This is a genomic window from Mycobacterium sp. SMC-2 (assembly GCF_025263485.1).
Classification (GTDB): domain Bacteria; phylum Actinomycetota; class Actinomycetes; order Mycobacteriales; family Mycobacteriaceae; genus Mycobacterium.
Window position 1 is genome coordinate 1,381,451 of record NZ_CP079863.1, and the last position, 20,617, is coordinate 1,402,067.

The following is a 20,617-nucleotide window of genomic DNA, read 5'->3' on the forward strand; positions in this document are numbered from 1 at the left end:
TGACGTTGGCACTCGCGACCGGTGAGTGCTAGGTCGGGACGGTGAGACCAGCAGACACCTGGGGTCGTCCGTCGCGGGCACTGCACCCGGCCAGCGTAAGTAATGGGGTGGCCACACGTGGTCACCCGGTGTCATTCCCGATCCGGAGGAATCACTTCGCAATGGCCAAGACAATTGCGTACGACGAAGAGGCCCGTCGCGGCCTCGAGCGCGGGCTCAATGCCCTCGCCGACGCGGTAAAGGTGACGTTGGGTCCCAAGGGCCGCAACGTCGTCCTGGAGAAGAAGTGGGGTGCCCCCACGATCACCAACGATGGTGTGTCCATCGCCAAGGAGATCGAGCTGGAGGACCCGTACGAGAAGATCGGCGCCGAGCTGGTCAAGGAAGTCGCCAAGAAGACCGACGACGTCGCCGGTGACGGCACGACGACGGCCACGGTGCTGGCTCAGGCGCTGGTCCGCGAGGGCCTGCGCAACGTCGCGGCGGGTGCCAACCCGCTCGGCCTGAAGCGCGGCATCGAGAAGGCGGTCGAGAAGGTCACCGAGACCCTGCTGAAGTCCGCCAAGGAGGTCGAGACCAAGGAGCAGATCGCCGCCACCGCCGCGATCTCCGCGGGCGACCAGTCGATCGGCGACCTGATCGCCGAGGCGATGGACAAGGTCGGCAACGAGGGCGTCATCACCGTCGAGGAGTCCAACACCTTCGGCCTGCAGCTCGAGCTCACCGAGGGCATGCGGTTCGACAAGGGCTACATCTCGGGTTACTTCGTCACCGACGCCGAGCGTCAGGAAGCGGTCCTCGAGGACCCCTACATCCTGCTGGTCAGTTCCAAGGTGTCGACGGTCAAGGACCTGCTGCCGCTGCTGGAGAAGGTCATCCAGGCCGGCAAGCCGCTGCTGATCATCGCCGAGGACGTCGAGGGCGAGGCGTTGAGCACCCTGGTCGTCAACAAGATCCGCGGCACGTTCAAGTCGGTGGCCGTCAAGGCCCCCGGCTTCGGCGACCGCCGCAAGGCGATGCTGCAGGACATGGCGATCCTCACCGGTGGTCAGGTGATCAGCGAAGAGGTCGGCCTGTCGCTGGAGAGCGCCGACATCGCCCTGCTCGGCAAGGCCCGCAAGGTCGTCGTCACCAAGGACGAGACCACCATCGTCGAGGGCGCCGGTGACACCGACGCCATCGCCGGGCGCGTGGCCCAGATCCGCCAGGAGATCGAGAACAGCGACTCCGACTACGACCGCGAGAAGCTGCAGGAGCGCCTGGCCAAGCTGGCCGGCGGTGTTGCGGTGATCAAGGCCGGGGCCGCCACCGAGGTGGAGCTCAAGGAGCGCAAGCACCGCATCGAGGACGCGGTGCGCAACGCCAAGGCCGCCGTCGAGGAGGGCATCGTCGCCGGTGGTGGCGTGGCCCTGCTGCACGCGACCCCGGCGCTGGACGAGCTGAAGCTCACCGGCGACGAGGCGACCGGCGCCAACATCGTGCGCGTTGCGCTCGAGGCTCCGCTGAAGCAGATCGCCTTCAACTCCGGGCTGGAGCCCGGCGTTGTCGCCGAGAAGGTCCGCAACTCGCCCGCCGGCACCGGCCTGAACGCCGCCACCGGTGAGTACGAGGACCTGCTCAAGGCCGGCGTTGCCGACCCGGTCAAGGTCACCCGCTCGGCGCTGCAGAACGCGGCGTCCATTGCCGGGCTGTTCCTGACGACCGAGGCCGTCGTCGCCGACAAGCCGGAGAAGGCGGCCGCTCCCGCGGGCGACCCGACCGGCGGCATGGGCGGTATGGACTTCTAGAAAGTCAACCGAAGAAGCCCGGTCCCCTTGGGGGCCGGGCTTTTTCGTTCTGCGTCGAGCGTGGGGGATATGCACGTCCACACCTAGGATTTTGTGCACAGACCTCACTCTCGGCGCACACGCAAACGCGATCGGCCGCTCAGCATGAGGCGATGGATCCGTTTCGTGGCAGTCACGCGCTCAGTAGTGGCGCCGTCACCCGCAGTCAATTGCGGACGCGATATCGAGCGGTGTTCCGCGACGTGTACATCACCGGGGACACCGAGCTCACCGCGGCGGTCAAAGCCCGCGCGGCGTGGCTGTCGACGGGTTCGACTCTGGCCGGATTGTCCGCGGCCGCGGTCCTCGGCACGAAATGGCTCGACGCGGCCGCACCCGCGGAGATCGTGCGCACCCATCGACACGGGCAGCGGGGGATCGTCGTCCGCAGCTATCGCCTGGCCGACGACGAGGTGTGCACGGTCGCCGGCATGCGTGCGACCACGCCGGCCCGAACGGCTTTCGACCTCGGCCGCGGGCACCCGACCGCCAAGGTGACGCCGATCCTTGACGCGTTGCTTCACGCGACGGGCATCAAGCCGGCGGACGTCAAGGCCCTGGCCGGTCGCTATCCGGGGGCCCGCGGGATTCGGCGGTTACGGGCTTCGCTTGAGCTGGCCGACGGTGGTGCGGAGTCGCCGCAGGAGACGCGAGTGCGGCTCCTGCTGGTAGGCGCTGGTCTGCCAAAACCGCAGACGCAGATCGAGTTTCCGAATCTTCGCATCCGAGTCGACATGGGGTGGCGGGAGTACAAGGTGGCCGTCGAGTACGACGGCATCCAGCACTGGGAGGACCGCTATCAGCGGTCGTGGGATATCGAGCGCATCGCCTTGCTGGAGGCGGCCGGCTGGGCGGTGATCAGGGTGAGCGCCGAGATGCTGTCGAGGCCCGAGGTGATCGTTCAACGCGTCAAGGCGAAGCTCCTCGAGCGTGGCGCCTGCGTATGAATTTCGGCCACTTTCCGTACGTAGGCCTCACACTCGGCGAGCTAGGCCGGTAGCGAGAACACCACGCAGTCGTGCAGGCAGCCCTTCGCCGCCTCCGGGGAGTCCGGATCGGCGTCGCGATGCAGCAGCGCACGGGTGGGCACGACGCCCAGGCGAACGGCGTCCCCCGCGTCGGTGACCTCGGCCGTGCCGTCGACGATCAGCGAATAGCCGCCGGGCTCGGTGGGCGGCCACAGCAGGGTGACGTCGCGGCGCTGGACCAGGTTCTGCCGGGTGCGGCCGCCGATGAGCCCGACGTCCAGGGTCGCCCCGCGCAGCTGCGGCTCGACCGTCACGGTGTGCACGCGATAGTCGTCGTCGACGGTGACCAGGTACGCGTACGGGTAGTCGGGCAGAGCGGCGGCGAGCCGCTCGACGTCCACCTGCTTCTTCGTGCGCATGATGCTCCAGGATAGGCGCGGGCCGGCCCGTTACAGCGTGCGCGGAACCCGCGCCGCCGGGAGGCCGAAAGTGAGCTGACCGCTGCTGCTGAAGTGGAAGCCGAGATTCTGCAGGACGTGCTGCCACGGCGCCAACTTCTCCACCGCCGCCGACGCGTCGGCGTGGTAGCCGTACATCGCCGCCACGTCCGACGCCCACATCTGGTCGTAGGCGGCCTCGATGTCGGCGATCGCGGGGGTGTTCTGGCCCAGCCAGTTGGTGGCCGCCAACGCCTGCGCCAGCGCGCGGTTGGCCGCGACCACCGCCGGCTGCACCGTGGCAGCCAGCGCCCCCTCGAAGGCGGCCGCGACGGCCGCGGCCTGGCTGGACACCGCCTGGGCCTGGGCCGCCGCCGCGCTGAGCCAGCTCACGTAGTGCGTGGCGAGGGCCATCATGGCCGCCGACGACGGCCCCTGCCACGATCCGCTGGCAAGGTTTGATGTGACCGAAGAAAACGACGATGCTGACGATGCCAAGTCCTCGGCCAGTCCGTCCCAGGCTTCCGCGGCAGCAAGCAGCGGCCCGGCTCCGGGACCCGAGAAGATTCGTGCCGAGTTGACTTCGGGCGGCAACCACGCAAAATGCGGGCTCGTCACCGGCTTAACTTACCCAGGATCTGGTGGTTCCGGTGGCGTTATTGCCCGGGTACGGGGCGGGTTTGCCGACCGCGCACCAATCTGCCTGGACGAGCGTCCGTGGGCACGCCGTTCTCGGCGATCACTTCGCCGGCCACGATCGTCGCGACGTACCCGTCGGCGGTCTGGTTCAGGCGCCGCCCCCCGGCCGGCAGGTCGTCGGTGATCACGGGTTTATGCAGCCGCAACGCCGCGTGGTCGATGACGTTGAGGTCGGCCTTGTAGCCGACGGCGATGCGGCCCCGGTCGCCCAGCCCGGCGATGCGGGCCGGCACCGACGTGAGTTCGCGGACGGCCTCCGGCACGGTGAACCGCCCGGACTTGCGGTCACGTGCCCAGTGCGCCAGGAAGTACGTCGGATAGCTGGCGTCGCAGATCATTCCGTAGTGGGCGCCGCCGTCGCCGAGCCCCAGCACCACGTCGTCGCGGTGCAGCAGTTGCCCGACGGTGTCCAGCGAGTTGCCCTGCAGGTTGCTGGTTGCCACCAACAGCATGGCGCGGCCGTCGTCGTCGAGCAGCCGGTCATAGGCCTCCTCCATCGGGTCCACCCCGCGGGCCCGGGCGCGGGCCCCGATGGACGTCGACGGGTCCGGCTCGTAGTCGGGGGTCTCGTCCAGCGGATAGATCCAGTCCCACATCTGGGCCACGTAAAGGATCGGGTGACCGTGGCCGGGCTTGTCGGCCAGGATGCGGGCGCGCACCTGAGGCTTGCGCATCTCGGCGACCCGCTCGGCCAGCGGCAGGTGCGCGATTTCGCGGTAGCTCGGGTACAGCACGAATGGGTTGGCGGACAGCTGGAGCCCGATGATCAGCCCGATCGGTCGCGGCAGCAGCTGCGCGGTGATGTCGCCGCCGGCCGCGTTGGCCTTCTCGATCATCGTGATGGCGGACTCCCACGTCGGGTCGCCGGAGTTGGCGACGACCAGCGTGAAGGTCAGCGGCAGGCCGACGTCCTCGGCCACGTCGAACACCGTCTGCAGCACGTGCTCGTAGCCGCCGGCCGGGATGTCCGGCACGAACTGCAGCAGGCCGCCGCCGCCGTCCACCACACCGCGGGCGATCTCTTCGATCTCCTGGCGGGCGGCGCCGTAACTTGGGATGGGCGAACCACTTTCGGTCTTGTGGATGGTCAGCCGGGACGACGCGAAGCCCAGCGCTCCGACCTCGACCGCCTCCTTGGCCAGCGCCCGCATCTTGGCGAGGTCTTCGGCGGTGGCCGGCTCGCGGTCGGCGCCGCGCTGCCCCATCACGTAGACCCGTAGCGGGGAGTGCGGCAGGTACGCGGCGACGTCGATGTCACGCATGCCGGCGTCCAACGCGTCCAGGTATTCGGGGAACGTCTCCCACGTCCAGGGCAGGCCGTCGGTCATGACGACGCCGGGTATGTCCTCGACGCCGGCCATCACATCGACGAGCACGTCGTGGTCTTCCTGGCGGCACGGGGCGAAGCCCACCCCGCAGTTGCCCATGACCACCGTGGTCACCCCGTTTGCCGACGACGGCGTCAGCCGGTCCGACCAGATGGACTGGCCGTCGTAGTGGGTGTGCAGGTCGATGAAGCCCGGGGTGATCAGCAGCCCGGCGGCGTCGATCTCCCGCTCGGCGCCCTCCCCGTTCACCTGGCCGACGGCTTGGATGACGCCGTCGCCCACCGCGACGTCGCCGACGTACGGCTCACTACCCAGCCCGTCAACGATGGTGCCGTTGCGGATGATCAGGTCGTAAGTCATCCAAACAATCTACGACCGTGCCGGTGGGTGGTGCCAGGCTCTAGTGTCGCTGGTATGGCCAACACCTCCAGCCCCGACGCCGCCGTCCAGGAACTGCTTCGCGACGCCTTCACTCGGTTGATTGAACACGTCGACGCGATCGTCGACGGGTTGACCGACGAGGTCGCCGACTACCGGGTGACCCCGAACGCCAACAGCATTGCCTGGTTGGTCTGGCACAGCGCGCGGGTGCAGGACATCCAGCTGGCCGACGTGGCCGGTGTCGAGCAGGTGTGGCTGCGCGACGGCTGGGTGGACCGCTTCGGGCTGGACCTGCCGCGCAACGACACCGGTTACGGGCACAGCCCCGAGCAGGTCGCGAAGGTCAAGGCGCCCGCGGATCTGCTCTCCGGCTACTACCACGCGGTGCACAAGCTCACCCTCTCCTACGTCGCCGGCGTGACCGCCGACGAGCTGGAGCGCGTGGTCGACACCAACTGGGACCCGCCGGTGACGGCCAGCGTGCGGCTGGTGAGCATCATCGACGACTGCGCCCAGCACCTGGGGCAGGCCGCCTACGTTCGCGGAATCGCGCCCTAGGGCTTTCCGGCGTGCGAATCGTGGCCTCCGTCTTGCGGGCGGTGCTGTGGCTGGCGACGACCGTCGCGCTGGCCGTGGCGATCCCGGCGGCGTGGCTGCAGCTGAACGTGGTCAGCGAGGGCGGCTACGCCGCGCTGGCCCAGAAGGCCGCGGGCGACCCCGCGCTGCAGGCCGCCGCGGCCGACGAACTGACCGACCGCGCGATGGCGCTCATCGCCGAACACAACGGGGGACGCCGGCCGGTCGAGGGCGCCGAGTTGCACTTGGCCGCCGTCGCGTTCACAACGGGGCCCGCGTTTCCGCCGATGTTCGCCGAGGCGAACCGGGCGGCGCACCGCTGGTTGTTCACCGCCGGCGGCGCCGGCGGGTCGTGGGCGATCGACGTGGCCCCGATGCTCGAGGACGGATCGATACAGCGGATACTGAGCGCCCACAACGTGAAAGTGCCTGCGACGCTGATGGTTCCGTTGACGGCATCGGCGCCTTCGGCAAACGGGTCGCTGCGACCGGGGCGGCTGAGCCCGCTTTCCACGTGGGGGCCGTGGGTGAGCATCGGCGCGGTCGTGCTCAGCGGTGCGTGTGCCGTGCTGGTGCTGGCCGCCGCCCACCGTCGCGGCAAGGCGCTCTCCAGCCTCGGTGTCTCCGCGCTGCTGGTCGGCGCCGGCGGATGGGCGGGCATCGAGATCGCCGGCCGCTACGTCAACGACGCGCTCAACCGCACCACCGGCGGCATCCGCCGCATCGCCGAGGTGATGGTCGGCCGGGCCGAGGAAGGCCTGCACCAATGGCTCAACCTGACGCTGCTCGCCGGCGCCGCGCTGGCGATCGCCGGGGTGCTCGCAGCGCTGCTGGGCAGCCTGTGGAAGAGGTCGGCCGGCTAGCCGATCACCAACGAAAAGACTTGCGGGCCAGGGCTCGGAGTGACCTGGCACAAATCACATGCCGTGCGTTATACAAATCACGCAATGTGCGTTACGCTCGGCCGGTGGCGCAGTTAACCTTCCAACGCGCCCGCACCGAGGAGAAGAAGCGCCAACGTGCGGAGGCACTCGTGGAAGCCGCGCGTTCACTGGCGCTCGAGACCGGCGTCGCCTCCGTCACGTTGACCGCCGTCGCCAGCCGGGCCGGCATTCACTACTCCGCCGTCCGTCGCTACTTCACCTCGCACAAAGAAGTGCTGCTGCACCTCTCGGCCGAGGGCTGGGTGCGCTGGTCCAACACGGTGTCGGAGAAGCTGGCCGAGCCCGGCCCCAAGTCGCCGTCGCAAATCGCCGAGACGCTGGCCAACGCGCTGGCCGAGGACCCGCTGTTCTGCGACCTGCTGGCCAACCTGCACCTGCACCTCGAACACGAGGTGAACGCCGAGCGAGTCATCGAGGTGAAGCGGATCAGCACCGCCGCCACACTCTCGCTCGCCGACTCGATCGAGTCCGCACTGCCGGAGCTGGGGCGCTCGGGATCGCTGGACATCCTGCTGGCCGCGTACTCGCTTGCCGCGACGCTGTGGCAGGTGGCCAACCCGCCGGAACACCTCACCGACGCCTACGCCGAGGAGCCGGAAGTGGTTCCCCCCGAGTGGAACCTGGACTTCGCATCCGCCCTCACTCGCTTGCTGACCGCCACGTGCGTCGGGCTCATCTCGGGATTGCAATGAACGCAGAAAGGAGCCGGGGGGCTGTGGCTTGGCGAACTGCAACCGGTGAAGACGGGAAGGTAGTTGGAGCGCCCATGACGATGACTGAGCCAAGGACCGAGCCGCTGAATAAGCTGGGTTCCGCCGGCAGGGAGGGCAAAATGGTCGCTCCGCACCGCGCCAAGAAACAGGGGCTTTTGGGGCGTTTCTGGTTGGTGCTCACGATCGCAGCTGTCGTCGCGGTGTCGGGATTCGTCGTATACCGATTGCACGGCGTCTTCGGCGTTCACAGCGGTTCGTTCGGTGGTGGCACCTCGGGCGAGGTCCTCGACGAGTTCAACGCCAAGACGATCACGCTCGAGGTCTGGGGCTCACCGGGCAGCACGGCAACCATCAACTACCTCGACGAAAACTCCCATCCGCAGCAGGCACTGAACGTGCCCTTGCCCTGGAGCAAAGTATTGAGTTCAACGAAGCCCGGCATCCCGGCAAACCTGGTGGCGCAAGGAGACGGCAGTTGGATCGCCTGCCGGTTCGTCGTGAACAAGCACGACGGGAGCGGTGACGTCATCAAGACTCCGAATCGCTCAGATCCCAACCAAACCGTGAACCCCTTCGTCTACTGCCTGGACAAGTCCGCATGAGCGCGCCGGGCGAGGCTCCGCCGCGCGTCGATCAGCCGCTGATCCCGCCGTTCCTGCCGCGGATGATCCATCGGCTTGCCCTGCCGATCGTCCTGGTGTGGTTGGGCATCGTATTCGTCACCAACACCGTGGCGCCTCAGCTGGAGGTCGTCGCCAAAACTCACTCGGTGTCGATGAGTCCGACCGACGCGGCATCCTTTCAGTCGATGATGCGGGTCGGATCGACGTTCAAAGAGTTCAACTCCGACAACTCGGCCATGATCTTGCTGGAGGGCGACAAGCCACTCGGGGCCGAAGCGCACCGCTACTACGACGAGATCGTCAAGCGCGTCGAGCAAGACAAGGAACACGTTCAGCACGTCCAGGATTTCTGGAGTGATCCGCTGACGGCGGCGGGTTCGCAGAGCCACGATCAAAAGGCCGCGTACGTCCAGGTCTACCTCGACGGCAACATGGGCAGCGGGAGGGCGAGCGAGTCTGCCGTGGCCCTCCGCAAGATCGTCGACTCGGTGCCCGCGCCGCCGGGAATCAAGGCATACGTCACCGGCGCGGGTCCGCTGTTCGCTGATCAGTCCCACGCGGGTGAGAAGGGCGTCGCGAAGGTCACGCTCGTCACGTTTTTGGTGATCGTGGTGATGCTGCTGTTCGTGTACCGGTCGGTGAGCATCGTTCTGATCATGCTGGCCATGGTGTTCATCGAGCTGGCAGCGGCCCGCGGTGTCGTCGCGACGCTCGGCAACTACGGCGTCATGGGGCTGTCGACCTTCGCCAACAACATGCTGGTGCTTATGGCGATCGCCGCCGGGACGGATTACGCGATCTTCGTGGTCGGCCGCTACCACGAAGCCCGCGGTTTGGGCGAGACCCGCGAACAAGCGTTCTACACCATGTTCCACAGCACCGCGCATGTCGTGCTCGGGTCGGGATTGACCATCGCCGGCGCGATGTACTGCCTGAGCTTCTGCCGGCTGCCGTACTTCCAGTCGCTGGGGGTGCCTTGTGCGGTCGGCATGCTGGTCGCGGTGTTGGCGGCTTTGACGCTGGCTCCGGCGATGCTGACGGTGGCTTCGTTCTTCAAGCTCATGGATCCGAAGCGCAAGCTGCAGACCCGGGGCTGGCGTCGCATCGGCACCGCGGTCGTCCGCTGGCCCGCACCGGTTCTCGCGGTGACCATCGGGGTTGCATTGGTTGGTCTGCTCGCCCTGCCCGGATACAAGACGGACTACGACAACCGGCACTTCCTGCCGGCGGACACCCCGGCCAATGTCGGTTATGCCGCCGCGGACCGGCATTTCAATCAGGCCCGTTTGAATCCCGAACTGTTGATGATCGAGACGGACCACGACCTGCGTAACTCGGCCGACTTCCTCGTCCTGGACAAGGTCGCCAAGGCGGTCTTCCACATTCCCGGAATCGGCCGGGTGCAGACGATCACCCGGCCATTGGGCACGCCGCTCGACCACAGCACCCTCGGATTTCAGATGAGTGCACAAGCCGCAGGGCGGATCCAGACCCAGCACTATCAAGACGAACAGGCGAAGAACCTGCTCAAGCAGGCCGACGAGCTACGCAAGACGATTGCGACGCTACATGAGCAGATGCAGGTGACCCAGGACCTCAGCAACACGACACACGAAACCACCAGGCTCACCAAAGAAACCGTGCGGATCACCGAGGCATTGCGCGACGACATCGCCAACTTCGACGACTTCTTCCGGCCGATCCGCAGCTTCTTCTACTGGGAGAGGCACTGCTACGACATTCCGGTCTGCTGGGCGCTACGGTCGGTCTTCAACGCGCTCGACGGCATCGACCAGGTGGCCGCGAACATCGTGGACCTCAGCGCGAATCTGGACAAGCTGGATCAGATCCAGCCGAAATTGGTGGCGCTCATACCGCCGCAGATCGAGAGCCAGCAGCGCAACCTCGACACCGTCATGTCGAACTATGCGACCACTATGGGTCTCAACGAACAGGCCAGGGCGGTGTCCGACAATGCCACCGCCCAGGGCGATGCCTTCGACAAAGCAAAGAACGACGACACGTTCTACCTTCCGCCGGAGGCGTTCAAGAGCCCGGATTTCGAGCGAGGTCTCAAACAGTTCATCTCGCCGGATGGGCACGCCGTCCGGTTGATCATCTCCCATGAAGGCGACCCGGCGACTCCTGAGGGCATCAGCCATATCGAACCGATAAAGCAGGCCGTGCACGAGGCGATCAAGGGCACGCCGTGGGAGGGCGCCAAGGTCTACCTCGGCGGCACCGCCGCGACGTACAAAGACATGCACGACGGCTCTAACATCGACCTGATCATCGCCGGAATTGCCGCAGCCACACTGATTTTCATCATCATGCTGGTGATCACCCGAAGCGTCGTGGCGGCCTTCGTGATCGTCGGTACGGTGTTGCTGTCACTGGGCGCCTCATTCGGACTCTCCGTGCTCCTATGGCAGTACATCCTGGGCATGAAGTTGCACTGGATGGTGCTGGCGATGGCGATCATCCTGCTGCTGGCGGTCGGCTCTGACTACAACCTGCTGTTGATCTCGCGGTTCAAGGAGGAAATCCACGCCGGGCTCAAAACGGGGACGATCCGCGCGATGGCCGGTTCGGGCTCGGTGGTGACCTCCGCCGGTCTGGTGTTCGCCGCGACCATGGCCACGTTCATGTTCAGCCCGCTGGTGGTGATGGCCCAGGTAGGTACGACGATCGCGCTGGGTTTGTTGTTCGACACCTTGATCGTGCGGTCGTTCATGACGCCGTCGCTGGCCACCTTGCTCGGGCGCTGGTTCTGGTGGCCGCAGCACGTGCGTCCACGGCCCGCCAGCACCATGCTGCGACCGTACGGACCGCGTCCCGCCGTGCGCGATTTGCTCCTCAAGAACGTCGAGGAGCACCCGCCGGGCGGATTGGTACAGCCGCGCTGATCTCACGAGGCGCGTGGCTGTCGAGACTGCGAATCGGCCTCAGGACGTGGTTGAAACACTTCGCTGTGAGACGGCCCGACGATCGGCCTGGGCATGCCTCGGTGGCCGCGGTGATGGGCCGCTGGTTCTGGTGGCCGACCCAGGTGCGGACCCGGTGGCGCATTACTGACGGCGCGCGCAGACAAAAAAATCCGCGCGGCCTTCCTCAGGGACGCGCGGATTTTTTTCAGGCGTTAGGCCCAGTTCCACACCGACATGTCGCCGGGCGGGTATTGGGCGCACACGTCGGTGGCCTTGGCGACGACGCCCTTGTTGTTGAAGAAGAGCTTCATGTGGTTGGGCCACGCGTACCACAGCGGGTCGTTGTTGTAGAAGTTCTCGGAGTAGGTCCGGCGGTCCTCCGGCGACAGCGAGTAGAACCAGTGCACCTTGTCGATGGTCGCCTGCTGGACGTTCGGGTGGTTGTTGAAGTCGATCATGTAGCGCTGGTAGTACACCGGGCTGGTGTCGCGGGTGGCCGCCATGATCTGCTCCGCGTCGCAGGTGGTGTTGATCATCCTGCGCGGGATCGGGAAGTCCTCCGTGGAGTCGGCCACGGCGGTCTTCGGGAAGACGGCGGCGGCGATGCCGAGGGCCAGGAAGGCAGCGCCTGCGCGCAAGCCGGTGTTCAGCCAAGACATAGTTGTTACGGTAACACTTTTTGACCCGGGGCGGACAGGTTCCTAGTTGGTCTCAGCATTGGCCGCCATCAGGCACGATGACGTGCGTGGGGTCGGGCCGCAGCTCTGGCGGGGCCTGGCTGTAGTCGCCGAACGGGCCGTCGCGCCGCTCGACCGCCGCCCGCACGCCCTGGGTTTCGGCGGTCTTGATGAAGTCGAGGGCGTCGGGGGTGTTGCGCATCAGGCCGTCGAGGATGCCGCCCAGCGTCTGGGTGGACGCCAACCCCATGTTCTCGTAGGCCTGGTTGACGATCAGCTTCTGCGCCTGCAGCTGCGACAGCGGGATGCGGGCCAGCTCGCCGGCGATCTCGGCGACGCGGGCCTCGAGACGCTCGAACGGCACCGCCTCGTTGATCAGCTCGACCTCGGCCGCCTGCACCCCGGTGAGCGGCCGGCCGGTCAGTGAATGCCACTTGGCCTTGGCGAAGCTGAGCCGGTAGAGCCACATTCCGCTCAGGTACGCGCCCCACATCCTGCTGTACGGGGTGCCGATCACCGCGTCTTCGCTGGCGATGACGAGGTCCGCGCACAGCGCGTAGTCGCTGGCCCCGCCGACGCACCAGCCGTGCACCTGGGCGATGACCGGCTTGGACGCCCGCCAGATGGCCATGAACTTACTTGTCGGCCCCGTCTCGCGGGCGGTGACCATCGCGAAGTCCTTGCCGGGGTCCCATCGGCCGTCGGTCATCATGGCCTCGCCCCAGTGTTGGAAGCCGCCGCCGAAGTCGTAGCCACCGGAGAAGGCCCGGCCCGCGCCGCGCAGCACGATCACCTTGACGGCCGGGTCGCGTTCCGCCCGTCCGACCGCCGCCTCGATCTCCTCGGGCATGGGCGGCACGATGGTGTTGAGCTGCTCCGGACGGTTCAGCGTGATGGTGGCGACCGGGCCGGCCGTCGTGTACAGGAGCGTCTCGAAGTCGGATGCAGTCATGACGTCCTTACGGGTCGGGCTGACGGTTTTCCGGCGACGACGCGTAGATGCGGTCGCCGATCTTCAGATACGGCGTCGTCAGGTAGGCCGACAGGACGATGAGCCCGGAGAAGATCACCGCCACGCAGACGGCGTTGGGCCAGATCTTGCCGGTGCCGAGGGCAAAACAGACGGTGCCGATGATCGCGGTCGCCCAGTAGAACCGCCGGCCGGCGCGGCGGTGGCGGATGAAGCGGTAGCGCGCCTGCGCCGCCGAGACCAGGATGAAGATCAACCCGGTCGCCAGCAGGGTGAGTTCGATGCGTTGTATCGCCGACACGTTGACGATCTTATGGGCCGCCCAGTGGGGACGTTGGTCCTCTCCGCAGTGGGCCACCGGCCCTGGCCAGCGGCCCCACGCCGGCGGGATCCTGGACATCGGGAGGAAGCGTATGTGTGAGTATTGCGGCTGCCAGGCCGTTGCGGCCGTCGCCGAATTGACACGCGAACACGACGAACTGGTGAACCTGATCGGGTGCGCGCGCCGGGCGCATGCTGCAGGCGATGTGGCGGGATTGGCCGCGGCGGTGCGCCGCATGACGCGAGTGCTCGCCCCGCACACCCGCGTCGAGGAACCGGGGGTTGTTTCCCGCGCTGGCCGCACAATTCCCGGACCACGTGGCCGCGCTCACGGCGGAGCATCGCCGCATCGAAGCGGTCCTTGCCGAGTGCGCGCACGGCACGCCGACCGACCCGACCTGGCCCGCGCGCCTGCTCGAAGCGCTCCGCGTGCTGCGCGACCACATTCTGGCCGAGCAGGACGGCGTCTTCCCGGCAGCGCTGGCCAACCTCGAGCCGCGAGATTGGGATGCCGTTGACGCCGTCCGGTCGGGGGTGACCGCGGAACTCATCCCGGGGGCGCAAGCATCCGCCACAGGAACGAATAGGTCAGCGCCGATTTGAACGCGACCTGTTCGTTGTCGGCCGCGCCGGCGTGGCCGCCCTCGATGTTCTCGTAGTAGAAGACCCGATGGCCCGCGGCCTCAAGCGCCGCCGTCATCTTGCGGGCATGGCCCGGATGCACCCGGTCGTCGCGGGTGGACGTGGTCATCAGCACCGGCGGGTAGTGGCGCGTCGCCGAAATGTTCTGGTACGGCGAGTATTCGGAGATGAATGCCCAGTCCTCGGGGTTATCCGGGTCGCCGTACTCGGCCATCCACGAGGCGCCCGCCAGCAGCAGGTGGTAGCGCTTCATGTCCAGCAGCGGCACGCTGCAGACCAGCGCGCCGAATCTCTCCGGGTACTGGGTCAGCATGATGCCCATGAGCAGTCCGCCGTTGCTGCCGCCTTGCGCGCCGAGCTGGTCGACGGTGGTTATGCGGCGATTCACCAAATCGGTTGCCACCGCGGCGAAGTCCTCGGCCACCTTGTGCCGGCCCTCGCGCATCGCCTGGGTGTGCCACCCGGGCCCGTACTCCCCGCCGCCGCGGATGTTGGCCAGCACGTACGTGCCGCCGCGGGCCAGCCACAGCCGGCCGAGCACGCCGCTGTAGGCCGGGGTGTTGGCGGATTCGAAGCCGCCGTAGCCGTACAGCATGGTCGGGCCCGGGCCCTGCGCCCCAGCCGGCCGCACCACGAAGTACGGGATCGGCGTGCCGTCCTGCGACGGCACGAAATGCTGTGCCACCGTCATGTTTTCGGCGTCGAAGAAGGCCGGCGCGGACTTGATCTCATCGAGCGGTCCGGTGCCGGTGCCGCGCATGAGCCGCGAGGGGGTGACGAATCCGCTGGAGTCGAGGAAGAACTCGTCGCCGGTGTCGTCGGCGCCGACGACGACGGTGTGGGTGGCGTCGGGGATGCCGGGCACCGGCTCGCGCCGCCAGCTGCCCGGCGTGACGATCTCCACCCGGCTGGCCACGTCGGCGAGGGTGACCATCAACAACCGGTCTCGTGTCCACGCGTAGTGGTTCAGCGCGGTGTGCTCGTCGGGCTCGAATACCACGCTCAATTGCGCCGTACCCGCGAGGAATTCGTCGTAGTCGGCCGCCAGCAGGGCGCCGGCGGGATAGCTCTGGGCGCCGTAGAACCATTCGGTGCGCAGCTCGATCAGGAGCCATTCGCGGTGTATCGACAGGCTCGCGTCGGTGGGCGCGTCGATCCGGATCAGTTCCGGGTTTTCCGGCAGGCCGCGCAACTCATAGACCTCTTCGTTCCAGAAGTCGAGGGCCCGCCCCAGCAGGGTGCGCTCGAAGCCGGGGGTGCGGTCCACCGACGCGGACACGCGGACGTCGGTGCGGGCGCCCTCGAACACGGTTTCCGCGTCGGTCAGCGGGGTGCCCCGGCACCACCGCTTGATCACCCGGGGGTAGCCGGAGTCGGTGAGCGAGCCGTCGCCGAAGTCCGTGCCCACCAGCACGGTGTCGCCGTCCACCCAGGTGAGCTGCGACTTGGCCTCCGGCAGCTGGAACCCCTCGGCGACGAATTCTCTTGTGGTCATGTCGAATTCGCGCACGACGGAGGCGTCCGAGCCGCCCCTGGACAACGCGACCAGGGCGCGGGTGTACTCCGGTTTGATGACGCCGGCGCCGGCCCACACCCACTTCTCGTCGTCGGCCCGGCCCAACTCGTCGACGTCGATCAGCACGTCCCACTCGGGGGCATCGGTGCGGTAGCTCTCCAGCGTGGTGCGCCGCCACAACCCGCGGGGATTGGCGGCGTCGCGCCAGAAGTTGTAGAGGTACTCGCCGCGGCGGACCACATACGGGATGCGGGCGTCGGTGTCGAGCACCTCGAGCGCCTCGGCGCGCATCCGCTCGAAGTCCTCATCGCGGAACATCGCCAGCGTCGGCTCGTTGCGCGCGCGCACCCAGTCCAGCGCCTCCTCGCCGGTGACGTCCTCGAGCCACAGGTAGGGGTCTTGGGCGTCGTCGGGGGTAGCGGCGGCTTGTGACGTCATGGAAGCCATTGTGGCCCGCGGCGGTAGTGTGAGGTGTATTACACCGACGAGCGAGGAGCCGGGCAGATGACTGTTTTCGCACGTCCAGGGTCCGCTGGGGCGTTGATGTCGTATGAGTCCCGCTACGACAACTTCATCGGGGGCGGGTGGGTGCCGCCGGCGCGGGGCCGCTACTTCGAGAACCCGACACCGGTGACCGGCCAGCCGTTCTGCGAGGTGGCTCGTTCCGACGAGGCCGACGTCGACAAGGCGCTGGACGCCGCCCACGGGGCGGCCCCCGCGTGGGGCAAGACCGCACCGGCCGAGCGGGCGGTGATCCTGAACAAGATCGCCGACCGGATCGAGGAGAACAAGGCCGCGCTGGCGGTGGCCGAGGTGTGGGACAACGGCAAACCGATCCGCGAGGCGCTGGCCGCCGACATCACGCTGGCGGTGGACCATTTCCGCTACTTCGCCGCGGCGATCCGCGCGCAGGAAGGGTCGCTGTCCCAGATCGACTCCGACACCGTCGCCTACCACTTCCATGAACCGCTCGGCGTGGTGGGCCAGATCATCCCGTGGAATTTCCCGATCCTGATGGCCACCTGGAAACTGGCCCCGGCCCTGGCGGCCGGCAACGCGGTGGTGCTCAAACCCGCTGAGCAGACCCCGGTCTCGGTGCTCTACCTGATGTCGCTGATCGGCGATCTGCTGCCCGCGGGGGTGGTCAACGTCGTGAACGGGTTCGGCGCCGAGGCGGGCAAGCCGCTGGCGTCGAGCAATCGGATCGCCAAGGTCGCCTTCACCGGGGAGACCACCACCGGCCGGCTGATCATGCAATACGCCTCGCAGAACCTGATCCCGGTCACCCTGGAGCTTGGCGGCAAGAGCCCCAACATCTTCTTCTCCGACGTCATGGCCAAAGCCGACGACTTCTGCGACAAGGCGCTCGAGGGCTTCACCATGTTCGCCCTCAACCAGGGCGAGGTGTGCACCTGCCCGTCGCGCAGCCTGATCCAGTCCGACATCTACGACGAGTTCCTCGAGCTGGCCGCCATCCGGACCAAGGCGGTCCGGCAGGGCGACCCGCTGGACACCGAGACGATGCTGGGTTCCCAGGCCTCCAACGACCAGCTGGAAAAGGTGTTGTCCTACATCGAGATCGGCAAGGACGAGGGCGCGGTGATCATCACCGGCGGGGAGCGCGCCGAGTTGGGCGGCGACCTGTCCGGCGGCTACTACATGCAGCCGACGATCTTCGCCGGCAACAACAAGATGCGGATCTTTCAGGAGGAGATCTTCGGCCCCGTGGTGGCGGTGACGTCGTTCTCCGATTACGACGACGCGATCTCGATCGCCAACGACACCCTCTACGGCCTGGGCGCGGGGGTGTGGAGCCGCGACGGCAACACCGCCTACCGCGCCGGCCGCGACATCCAGGCCGGCCGGGTGTGGGTCAACTGCTACCACGCGTACCCCGCGCACGCCGCGTTCGGCGGCTACAAGCAGTCCGGCATCGGCCGGGAGAACCACAAGATGATGCTCGACCACTACCAGCAGACCAAGAACCTGATGGTCTCCTACTCCGAGAAGGCGCAGGGGTTCTTCTAGATGGGTCACGGGCCCCCCTCAGGAGTCGTGATCACCCCGGCTGCCGCCGAACTGCTGGCGAGCCTGCAGGATCGGCATGGCCCGGTGATGTTCCACCAGTCGGGCGGCTGCTGCGACGGGTCGTCACCGATGTGCTACCCGCGCGGGGACTTCCTGGTCGGCGACCGCGACGTGCTGCTCGGCGTGCTCGACGTCGGGGACGGGGTGCCGGTGTGGATCTCGGGCCCGCAGTACGAAACCTGGAAGCACACCCAGCTCGTCATCGACGTGGTCCCGGGCCGCGGCGGCGGGTTCAGCCTGGAGGCGCCCGAGGGGGTGCGGTTCCTGTCCCGCGGCCGCGTCTTCAGCGACGGCGAGCAGGCCGAGCTGCGGGCCACGCCGGTCATCACCGGCGCCGATTACGAGCGTGGCGAACGCCCCGCCGCGCGCGGCCAGGTGGTGACTGACGCGGCGTCCCGAACGTGCCCTCCTGCCCGGTGACCGCAGTAATCTCGAAAACGTGATACCCCTGCCGCGACCGCGAGTGTTGGCGGGCGCCATGCTGATCGGAGCCGCGGTCGGCTTGTTGGCGGGGGTGGGGTTCGCCGGGACCGCCCATGGCAGCATCCGCCCGGCCTTCGCCCTCGCGTTGGTGGTCGGGATTCCGAGTGTGGCCGGGCTGGTCACGATCCTGTTCTCCGGGCGTCGGTGGGTGACGACGCTCGGTGCGTTCAGTTTGGCCGTGGCGCCCGGCTGGTTTGGTGTGCTCGTTGCCCTCCAGGTGGCCTCCGGTGGCTGACGAGGACACCCCGTCGAGCCCCGGCACCCAGTCGTGGGTGCCGGATTTCACGGATTCCGACGAGGACACCGGGACGCAGTCGTGGAAGCCGGATTTCTCGGATTCCGATGAGGACACGGGTGAGCGGCCCGCCGCCGCGCCGGCGACGCCCGCGCCCGCGGCCGACGAAGAGGCTGCGGGCGACGAATCCGCTATGGCGCCCGTGCAACCGGTCACCGTTCCCGGTCGTTACCTCTACCTGAAGTGGTGGAAGCTGCTGCTGGTCGCCCTCGGCGTGTGGTCCGTGGCGGCCGTCGCCGGGCTCGGCCTGTTCTATTGGTGGTACCACTCGGCGGACGCGACCCCGGCGCTCTTCGTGGTCCTGGTGTACGTGGTGGCGTGCGCCGTCGCGGGCGTGCTGCTCGCGATGGCCGAGGGCAGGCCGCTGGTCTCGGCGCTGTCGCTGGCGGTGATGTCGGGGCCGTTCGCCTCGCTGGCCGCCGCGGTGCCCCTGCTCGGCTATTACCACTGCGCGCGGGTGGGCCACTGCCTCGTGGGGCTCATTCCGTAGTAACGCGTCGACCGGGCGGCCACTAGGGTAGGGGCCGTGACCCATTTTGACGTCGTCGTCCTCGGGGCCGGTCCCGGCGGATATGTCGCAGCCATTCGCGCCGCACAGCTCGGCCTGAACACCGCAGTCGTCGAGCCGAAGTACTGGGGCGGAGTCTGCCTCAACGTCGGCTGTATCCCGTCCAAGGCGCTGCTGCGCAACGCCGAGCTGGTGCAGATCTTCACCAAGGAGGCCGCCACCTTCGGGATGAAGGGCGAGGCGACCTTCGATTACGGCACCGCCTTCGACCGCAGCCGCAAGGTGGCCGAGGGCCGGGTGGCCGGCGTGCACTTCCTGATGAAGAAGAACAAGATCACCGAGATCCACGGGTACGGCAGGTTTACCGACGCCAACACGCTGTCCGTGGACCTCAACGACGGCGGCACCGACACCGTCACGTTCGACAACGCCATCATCGCCACCGGCAGCAGCACCCGGCTGGTGCCCGGAACGTCGTTGTCGGCAAACGTGGTCACCTACGAAGAACAGATCCTGTCCCGGGAGTTGCCCGAGTCGATCGTCATCGCCGGCGCCGGCGCGATCGGCATGGAGTTCGGCTACGTCCTGAAGAATTACGGCGTCGACGTGACCGTCGTCGAGTTCTTGCCGCGCGCCCTGCCCAACGAGGACGCCGACGTCTCCAAGGAGATCGAGAAGCAGTTCAAGAAGCTGGGCATCAAGATCCTCACCGGCACCAAGGTCGAGTCCATCGACGACAACGGCTCCGAGGTCACCGTCGCCGTGAGCAAGGACGGTAACGCGCAGGAACTCAAGGCGGCGAAAGTGTTGCAGGCCATCGGGTTTGCGCCCAATGTCGAGGGCTACGGCCTGGAGAAGGCCGGTGTCGCGCTGACCGACCGCAAGGCCATCGGCGTCAACGACTACATGGTCACCAGCGTCCCCCACATCTACGCCATCGGGGATGTCACAGGCAAGCTGATGCTGGCCCACGTCGCCGAGGCCATGGGTGTGGTGGCGGCCGAAACCATCGCCGGCGCAGAGACTTTGGCCCTGGGCGACTACCGCATGTTGCCGCGGGCGACGTTCTGCCAGCCGCAGGTGGCCAGCTTCGGGCTGACCGAGCAGCAGGCCCGCGACGAAGGCCACGACGTGGTGGTGGCCAAGTTCCCGTTCAGCGCGAACGGCAAGGCGCACGGCCTGGGTGACCCCAGCGGCTTCGTGAAGCTGATCGCCGACGCCAGACACCTCGAGCTGCTGGGCGGGCACCTGATCGGCCACGACGTCTCCGAGCTGCTGCCCGAGCTGACCCTGGCGCAGAAGTGGGACCTGACCGCCACCGAGCTGGCCCGCAACGTGCACACGCATCCGACGATGTCCGAGGCGCTGCAGGAGTGCTTCCACGGCCTGGTCGGCCACATGATCAACTTCTAAAAGCCTGATGCGCAGCGACGTCGTTCTGGGGACCGTCGGCGGCCTTGCCGCCGGCTATGTCCTGTGGTTGGTGGCCTTTTCGATCGCCGACGACAACGCGGCGGTGGGGCAGTGGGCGCCGACGGTGTTGCTGCTGTCGCTCGCGTTGGCGGTCTGCGCCACGATGTGGGCGTCGTTGTTGCGCCGGCGCAGGAAATACGCGTGGTCGGGGTTCGGGTTCGGCCTGCCGGTGCCCCCGCTGCTGCTGACGCTCGCCGTGCTCGCCAGCGTCTACCTCTGACC

Annotated in this window: 20 protein-coding genes and 1 pseudogene; 14 read left to right on the top strand and 7 right to left on the bottom strand. The window is 67.5% G+C overall.

All coding sequences use genetic code 11. The features are described 5' to 3' along the window. The first annotated feature begins 161 nt into the window (after positions 1 to 161). A complete protein-coding gene (groL, locus tag KXD96_RS06450) occupies positions 162 to 1,787 on the top strand; it encodes a chaperonin GroEL (RefSeq protein ID WP_260743690.1) in 1,626 nt (541 codons plus the stop codon). 152 nt (positions 1,788 to 1,939) lie between these two features. Beyond that, on the top strand, positions 1,940 to 2,773 hold the full coding sequence (locus KXD96_RS06455; RefSeq protein ID WP_260743691.1) for a DUF559 domain-containing protein: 834 nt from the start codon (positions 1,940 to 1,942) through the stop codon (positions 2,771 to 2,773). Between the two features lie 41 nt (positions 2,774 to 2,814). On the opposite strand, the gene KXD96_RS06460 is transcribed toward KXD96_RS06455, so the two are convergent. The 3 genes and pseudogenes from KXD96_RS06460 to KXD96_RS06470 all read right to left on the bottom strand — a co-directional run bounded on the left by KXD96_RS06460 (position 2,815) and on the right by KXD96_RS06470 (position 5,618). Continuing rightward, positions 2,815 to 3,213 (bottom strand): pyridoxamine 5'-phosphate oxidase family protein, encoded by a 399-nt coding sequence (locus KXD96_RS06460; RefSeq protein WP_260743692.1) that lies wholly within the window; start codon positions 3,211 to 3,213, stop codon positions 2,815 to 2,817. A 63-nt stretch (positions 3,214 to 3,276) separates the two neighbouring features. Continuing rightward, positions 3,277 to 3,849: pseudogene (locus KXD96_RS06465) on the bottom strand (PPE family protein); the annotation flags it as partial. 38 nt (positions 3,850 to 3,887) lie between these two features. Next, the gene (locus KXD96_RS06470) at positions 3,888 to 5,618 is read right to left on the bottom strand and encodes an amidohydrolase family protein (RefSeq protein WP_260743695.1); all 1,731 of its coding nucleotides are present in this window, start codon (positions 5,616 to 5,618) and stop codon (positions 3,888 to 3,890) included. Positions 5,619 to 5,672: 54 nt separating this feature from the next. Here KXD96_RS06470 and KXD96_RS06475 point away from each other — a divergent pair, with 54 nt between their 5' ends. From KXD96_RS06475 to KXD96_RS06495, 5 genes are all read left to right on the top strand, one after another. Continuing rightward, a complete protein-coding gene (locus KXD96_RS06475) occupies positions 5,673 to 6,197 on the top strand; it encodes a mycothiol transferase (protein ID WP_260743697.1) in 525 nt (174 codons plus the stop codon). 11 nt (positions 6,198 to 6,208) lie between these two features. Beyond that, entirely contained in the window at positions 6,209 to 7,078 is an 870-nt protein-coding gene (locus KXD96_RS06480; protein ID WP_260743698.1) for a hypothetical protein, read from the top strand. Between the two features lie 86 nt (positions 7,079 to 7,164). After that, positions 7,165 to 7,851: a TetR/AcrR family transcriptional regulator gene (locus KXD96_RS06485; protein ID WP_260743700.1), complete on the top strand. Its 687-nt coding sequence runs from the start codon at positions 7,165 to 7,167 to the stop codon at positions 7,849 to 7,851. Between the two features lie 74 nt (positions 7,852 to 7,925). After that, positions 7,926 to 8,474 (top strand): MmpS family protein, encoded by a 549-nt coding sequence (locus KXD96_RS06490; RefSeq protein ID WP_260743701.1) that lies wholly within the window; start codon positions 7,926 to 7,928, stop codon positions 8,472 to 8,474. Next, positions 8,471 to 11,401, top strand: coding sequence for an RND family transporter (locus KXD96_RS06495; RefSeq protein WP_260743702.1), 2,931 nt, complete (start codon positions 8,471 to 8,473; stop codon positions 11,399 to 11,401). Before KXD96_RS06490 ends, KXD96_RS06495 begins: the two co-directional genes overlap by 4 nt. A 233-nt stretch (positions 11,402 to 11,634) precedes the next feature. On the opposite strand, the gene KXD96_RS06500 is transcribed toward KXD96_RS06495, so the two are convergent. From KXD96_RS06500 to KXD96_RS06510, 3 genes are read right to left on the bottom strand one after another with little or no spacing between them, the layout of a single operon-like run. After that, on the bottom strand, positions 11,635 to 12,081 hold the full coding sequence (locus tag KXD96_RS06500; protein ID WP_260743703.1) for a DUF5078 domain-containing protein: 447 nt from the start codon (positions 12,079 to 12,081) through the stop codon (positions 11,635 to 11,637). A gap of 52 nt (positions 12,082 to 12,133) precedes the next feature. Continuing rightward, positions 12,134 to 13,051 carry a crotonase/enoyl-CoA hydratase family protein gene (locus KXD96_RS06505; RefSeq protein WP_260743704.1) on the bottom strand — a complete coding sequence of 306 codons (918 nt, stop codon included), beginning with the start codon at positions 13,049 to 13,051 and terminating at the stop codon, positions 12,134 to 12,136. Positions 13,052 to 13,058: 7 nt separating this feature from the next. After that, the gene (locus KXD96_RS06510) at positions 13,059 to 13,370 is read right to left on the bottom strand and encodes a hypothetical protein (protein WP_260743705.1); all 312 of its coding nucleotides are present in this window, start codon (positions 13,368 to 13,370) and stop codon (positions 13,059 to 13,061) included. A 302-nt stretch (positions 13,371 to 13,672) separates the two neighbouring features. Here KXD96_RS06510 and KXD96_RS06515 point away from each other — a divergent pair, with 302 nt between their 5' ends. Then, positions 13,673 to 13,993, top strand: coding sequence for a hemerythrin domain-containing protein (locus KXD96_RS06515; RefSeq protein WP_260743707.1), 321 nt, complete (start codon positions 13,673 to 13,675; stop codon positions 13,991 to 13,993). Here the strand turns inward: KXD96_RS06515 and KXD96_RS06520 are convergent. Beyond that, complete coding sequence (locus tag KXD96_RS06520; RefSeq protein ID WP_260743709.1) at positions 13,938 to 15,986, bottom strand: prolyl oligopeptidase family protein; 2,049 nt, start codon at positions 15,984 to 15,986, stop codon at positions 13,938 to 13,940. The genes KXD96_RS06515 and KXD96_RS06520 overlap by 56 nt on opposite strands. A 66-nt stretch (positions 15,987 to 16,052) precedes the next feature. Here KXD96_RS06520 and KXD96_RS06525 point away from each other — a divergent pair, with 66 nt between their 5' ends. Genes KXD96_RS06525 through KXD96_RS06550 form a run of 6 tightly spaced genes read left to right on the top strand, consistent with a single transcriptional unit; the run spans position 16,053 to position 20,615 of the window. Beyond that, complete coding sequence (locus tag KXD96_RS06525; protein ID WP_260743710.1) at positions 16,053 to 17,576, top strand: aldehyde dehydrogenase family protein; 1,524 nt, start codon at positions 16,053 to 16,055, stop codon at positions 17,574 to 17,576. Next, entirely contained in the window at positions 17,577 to 18,056 is a 480-nt protein-coding gene (locus tag KXD96_RS06530) for a DUF779 domain-containing protein (RefSeq protein WP_260743711.1), read from the top strand. A 19-nt stretch (positions 18,057 to 18,075) separates the two neighbouring features. After that, positions 18,076 to 18,354 (top strand): putative holin, encoded by a 279-nt coding sequence (locus KXD96_RS06535; protein WP_260743713.1) that lies wholly within the window; start codon positions 18,076 to 18,078, stop codon positions 18,352 to 18,354. Next, a complete protein-coding gene (locus KXD96_RS06540) occupies positions 18,347 to 18,904 on the top strand; it encodes a hypothetical protein (protein WP_260743714.1) in 558 nt (185 codons plus the stop codon). Before KXD96_RS06535 ends, KXD96_RS06540 begins: the two co-directional genes overlap by 8 nt. 36 nt (positions 18,905 to 18,940) lie before the next feature. Beyond that, positions 18,941 to 20,335 carry a dihydrolipoyl dehydrogenase gene (lpdA, locus tag KXD96_RS06545; protein ID WP_260743715.1) on the top strand — a complete coding sequence of 465 codons (1,395 nt, stop codon included), beginning with the start codon at positions 18,941 to 18,943 and terminating at the stop codon, positions 20,333 to 20,335. A gap of 7 nt (positions 20,336 to 20,342) precedes the next feature. Then, positions 20,343 to 20,615: a hypothetical protein gene (locus KXD96_RS06550; RefSeq protein WP_260743717.1), complete on the top strand. Its 273-nt coding sequence runs from the start codon at positions 20,343 to 20,345 to the stop codon at positions 20,613 to 20,615. Positions 20,616 to 20,617: the final 2 nt, after the last annotated feature.

Bases quoted from the DNA above. Each gene is read 5' to 3' on its own strand.
- groL (WP_260743690.1), top strand. From the start codon at position 162: ATGGCCAAGACAATTGCGTACGACGAAGAGGCCCGTCGCGGCCTCGAG.
- KXD96_RS06455 (WP_260743691.1), top strand. From the start codon at position 1,940: ATGGATCCGTTTCGTGGCAGTCACGCGCTCAGTAGTGGCGCCGTCACC.
- KXD96_RS06460 (WP_260743692.1), bottom strand. From the start codon at position 3,213: ATGCGCACGAAGAAGCAGGTGGACGTCGAGCGGCTCGCCGCCGCTCTG.
- KXD96_RS06470 (WP_260743695.1), bottom strand. From the start codon at position 5,618: ATGACTTACGACCTGATCATCCGCAACGGCACCATCGTTGACGGGCTG.
- KXD96_RS06475 (WP_260743697.1), top strand. From the start codon at position 5,673: ATGGCCAACACCTCCAGCCCCGACGCCGCCGTCCAGGAACTGCTTCGC.
- KXD96_RS06490 (WP_260743701.1), top strand. From the start codon at position 7,926: ATGACGATGACTGAGCCAAGGACCGAGCCGCTGAATAAGCTGGGTTCC.
- KXD96_RS06495 (WP_260743702.1), top strand. From the start codon at position 8,471: ATGAGCGCGCCGGGCGAGGCTCCGCCGCGCGTCGATCAGCCGCTGATC.
- KXD96_RS06500 (WP_260743703.1), bottom strand. From the start codon at position 12,081: ATGTCTTGGCTGAACACCGGCTTGCGCGCAGGCGCTGCCTTCCTGGCC.
- KXD96_RS06505 (WP_260743704.1), bottom strand. From the start codon at position 13,051: ATGACTGCATCCGACTTCGAGACGCTCCTGTACACGACGGCCGGCCCG.
- KXD96_RS06520 (WP_260743709.1), bottom strand. From the start codon at position 15,986: ATGACGTCACAAGCCGCCGCTACCCCCGACGACGCCCAAGACCCCTAC.
- KXD96_RS06525 (WP_260743710.1), top strand. From the start codon at position 16,053: ATGACTGTTTTCGCACGTCCAGGGTCCGCTGGGGCGTTGATGTCGTAT.
- KXD96_RS06530 (WP_260743711.1), top strand. From the start codon at position 17,577: ATGGGTCACGGGCCCCCCTCAGGAGTCGTGATCACCCCGGCTGCCGCC.
- KXD96_RS06550 (WP_260743717.1), top strand. From the start codon at position 20,343: ATGCGCAGCGACGTCGTTCTGGGGACCGTCGGCGGCCTTGCCGCCGGC.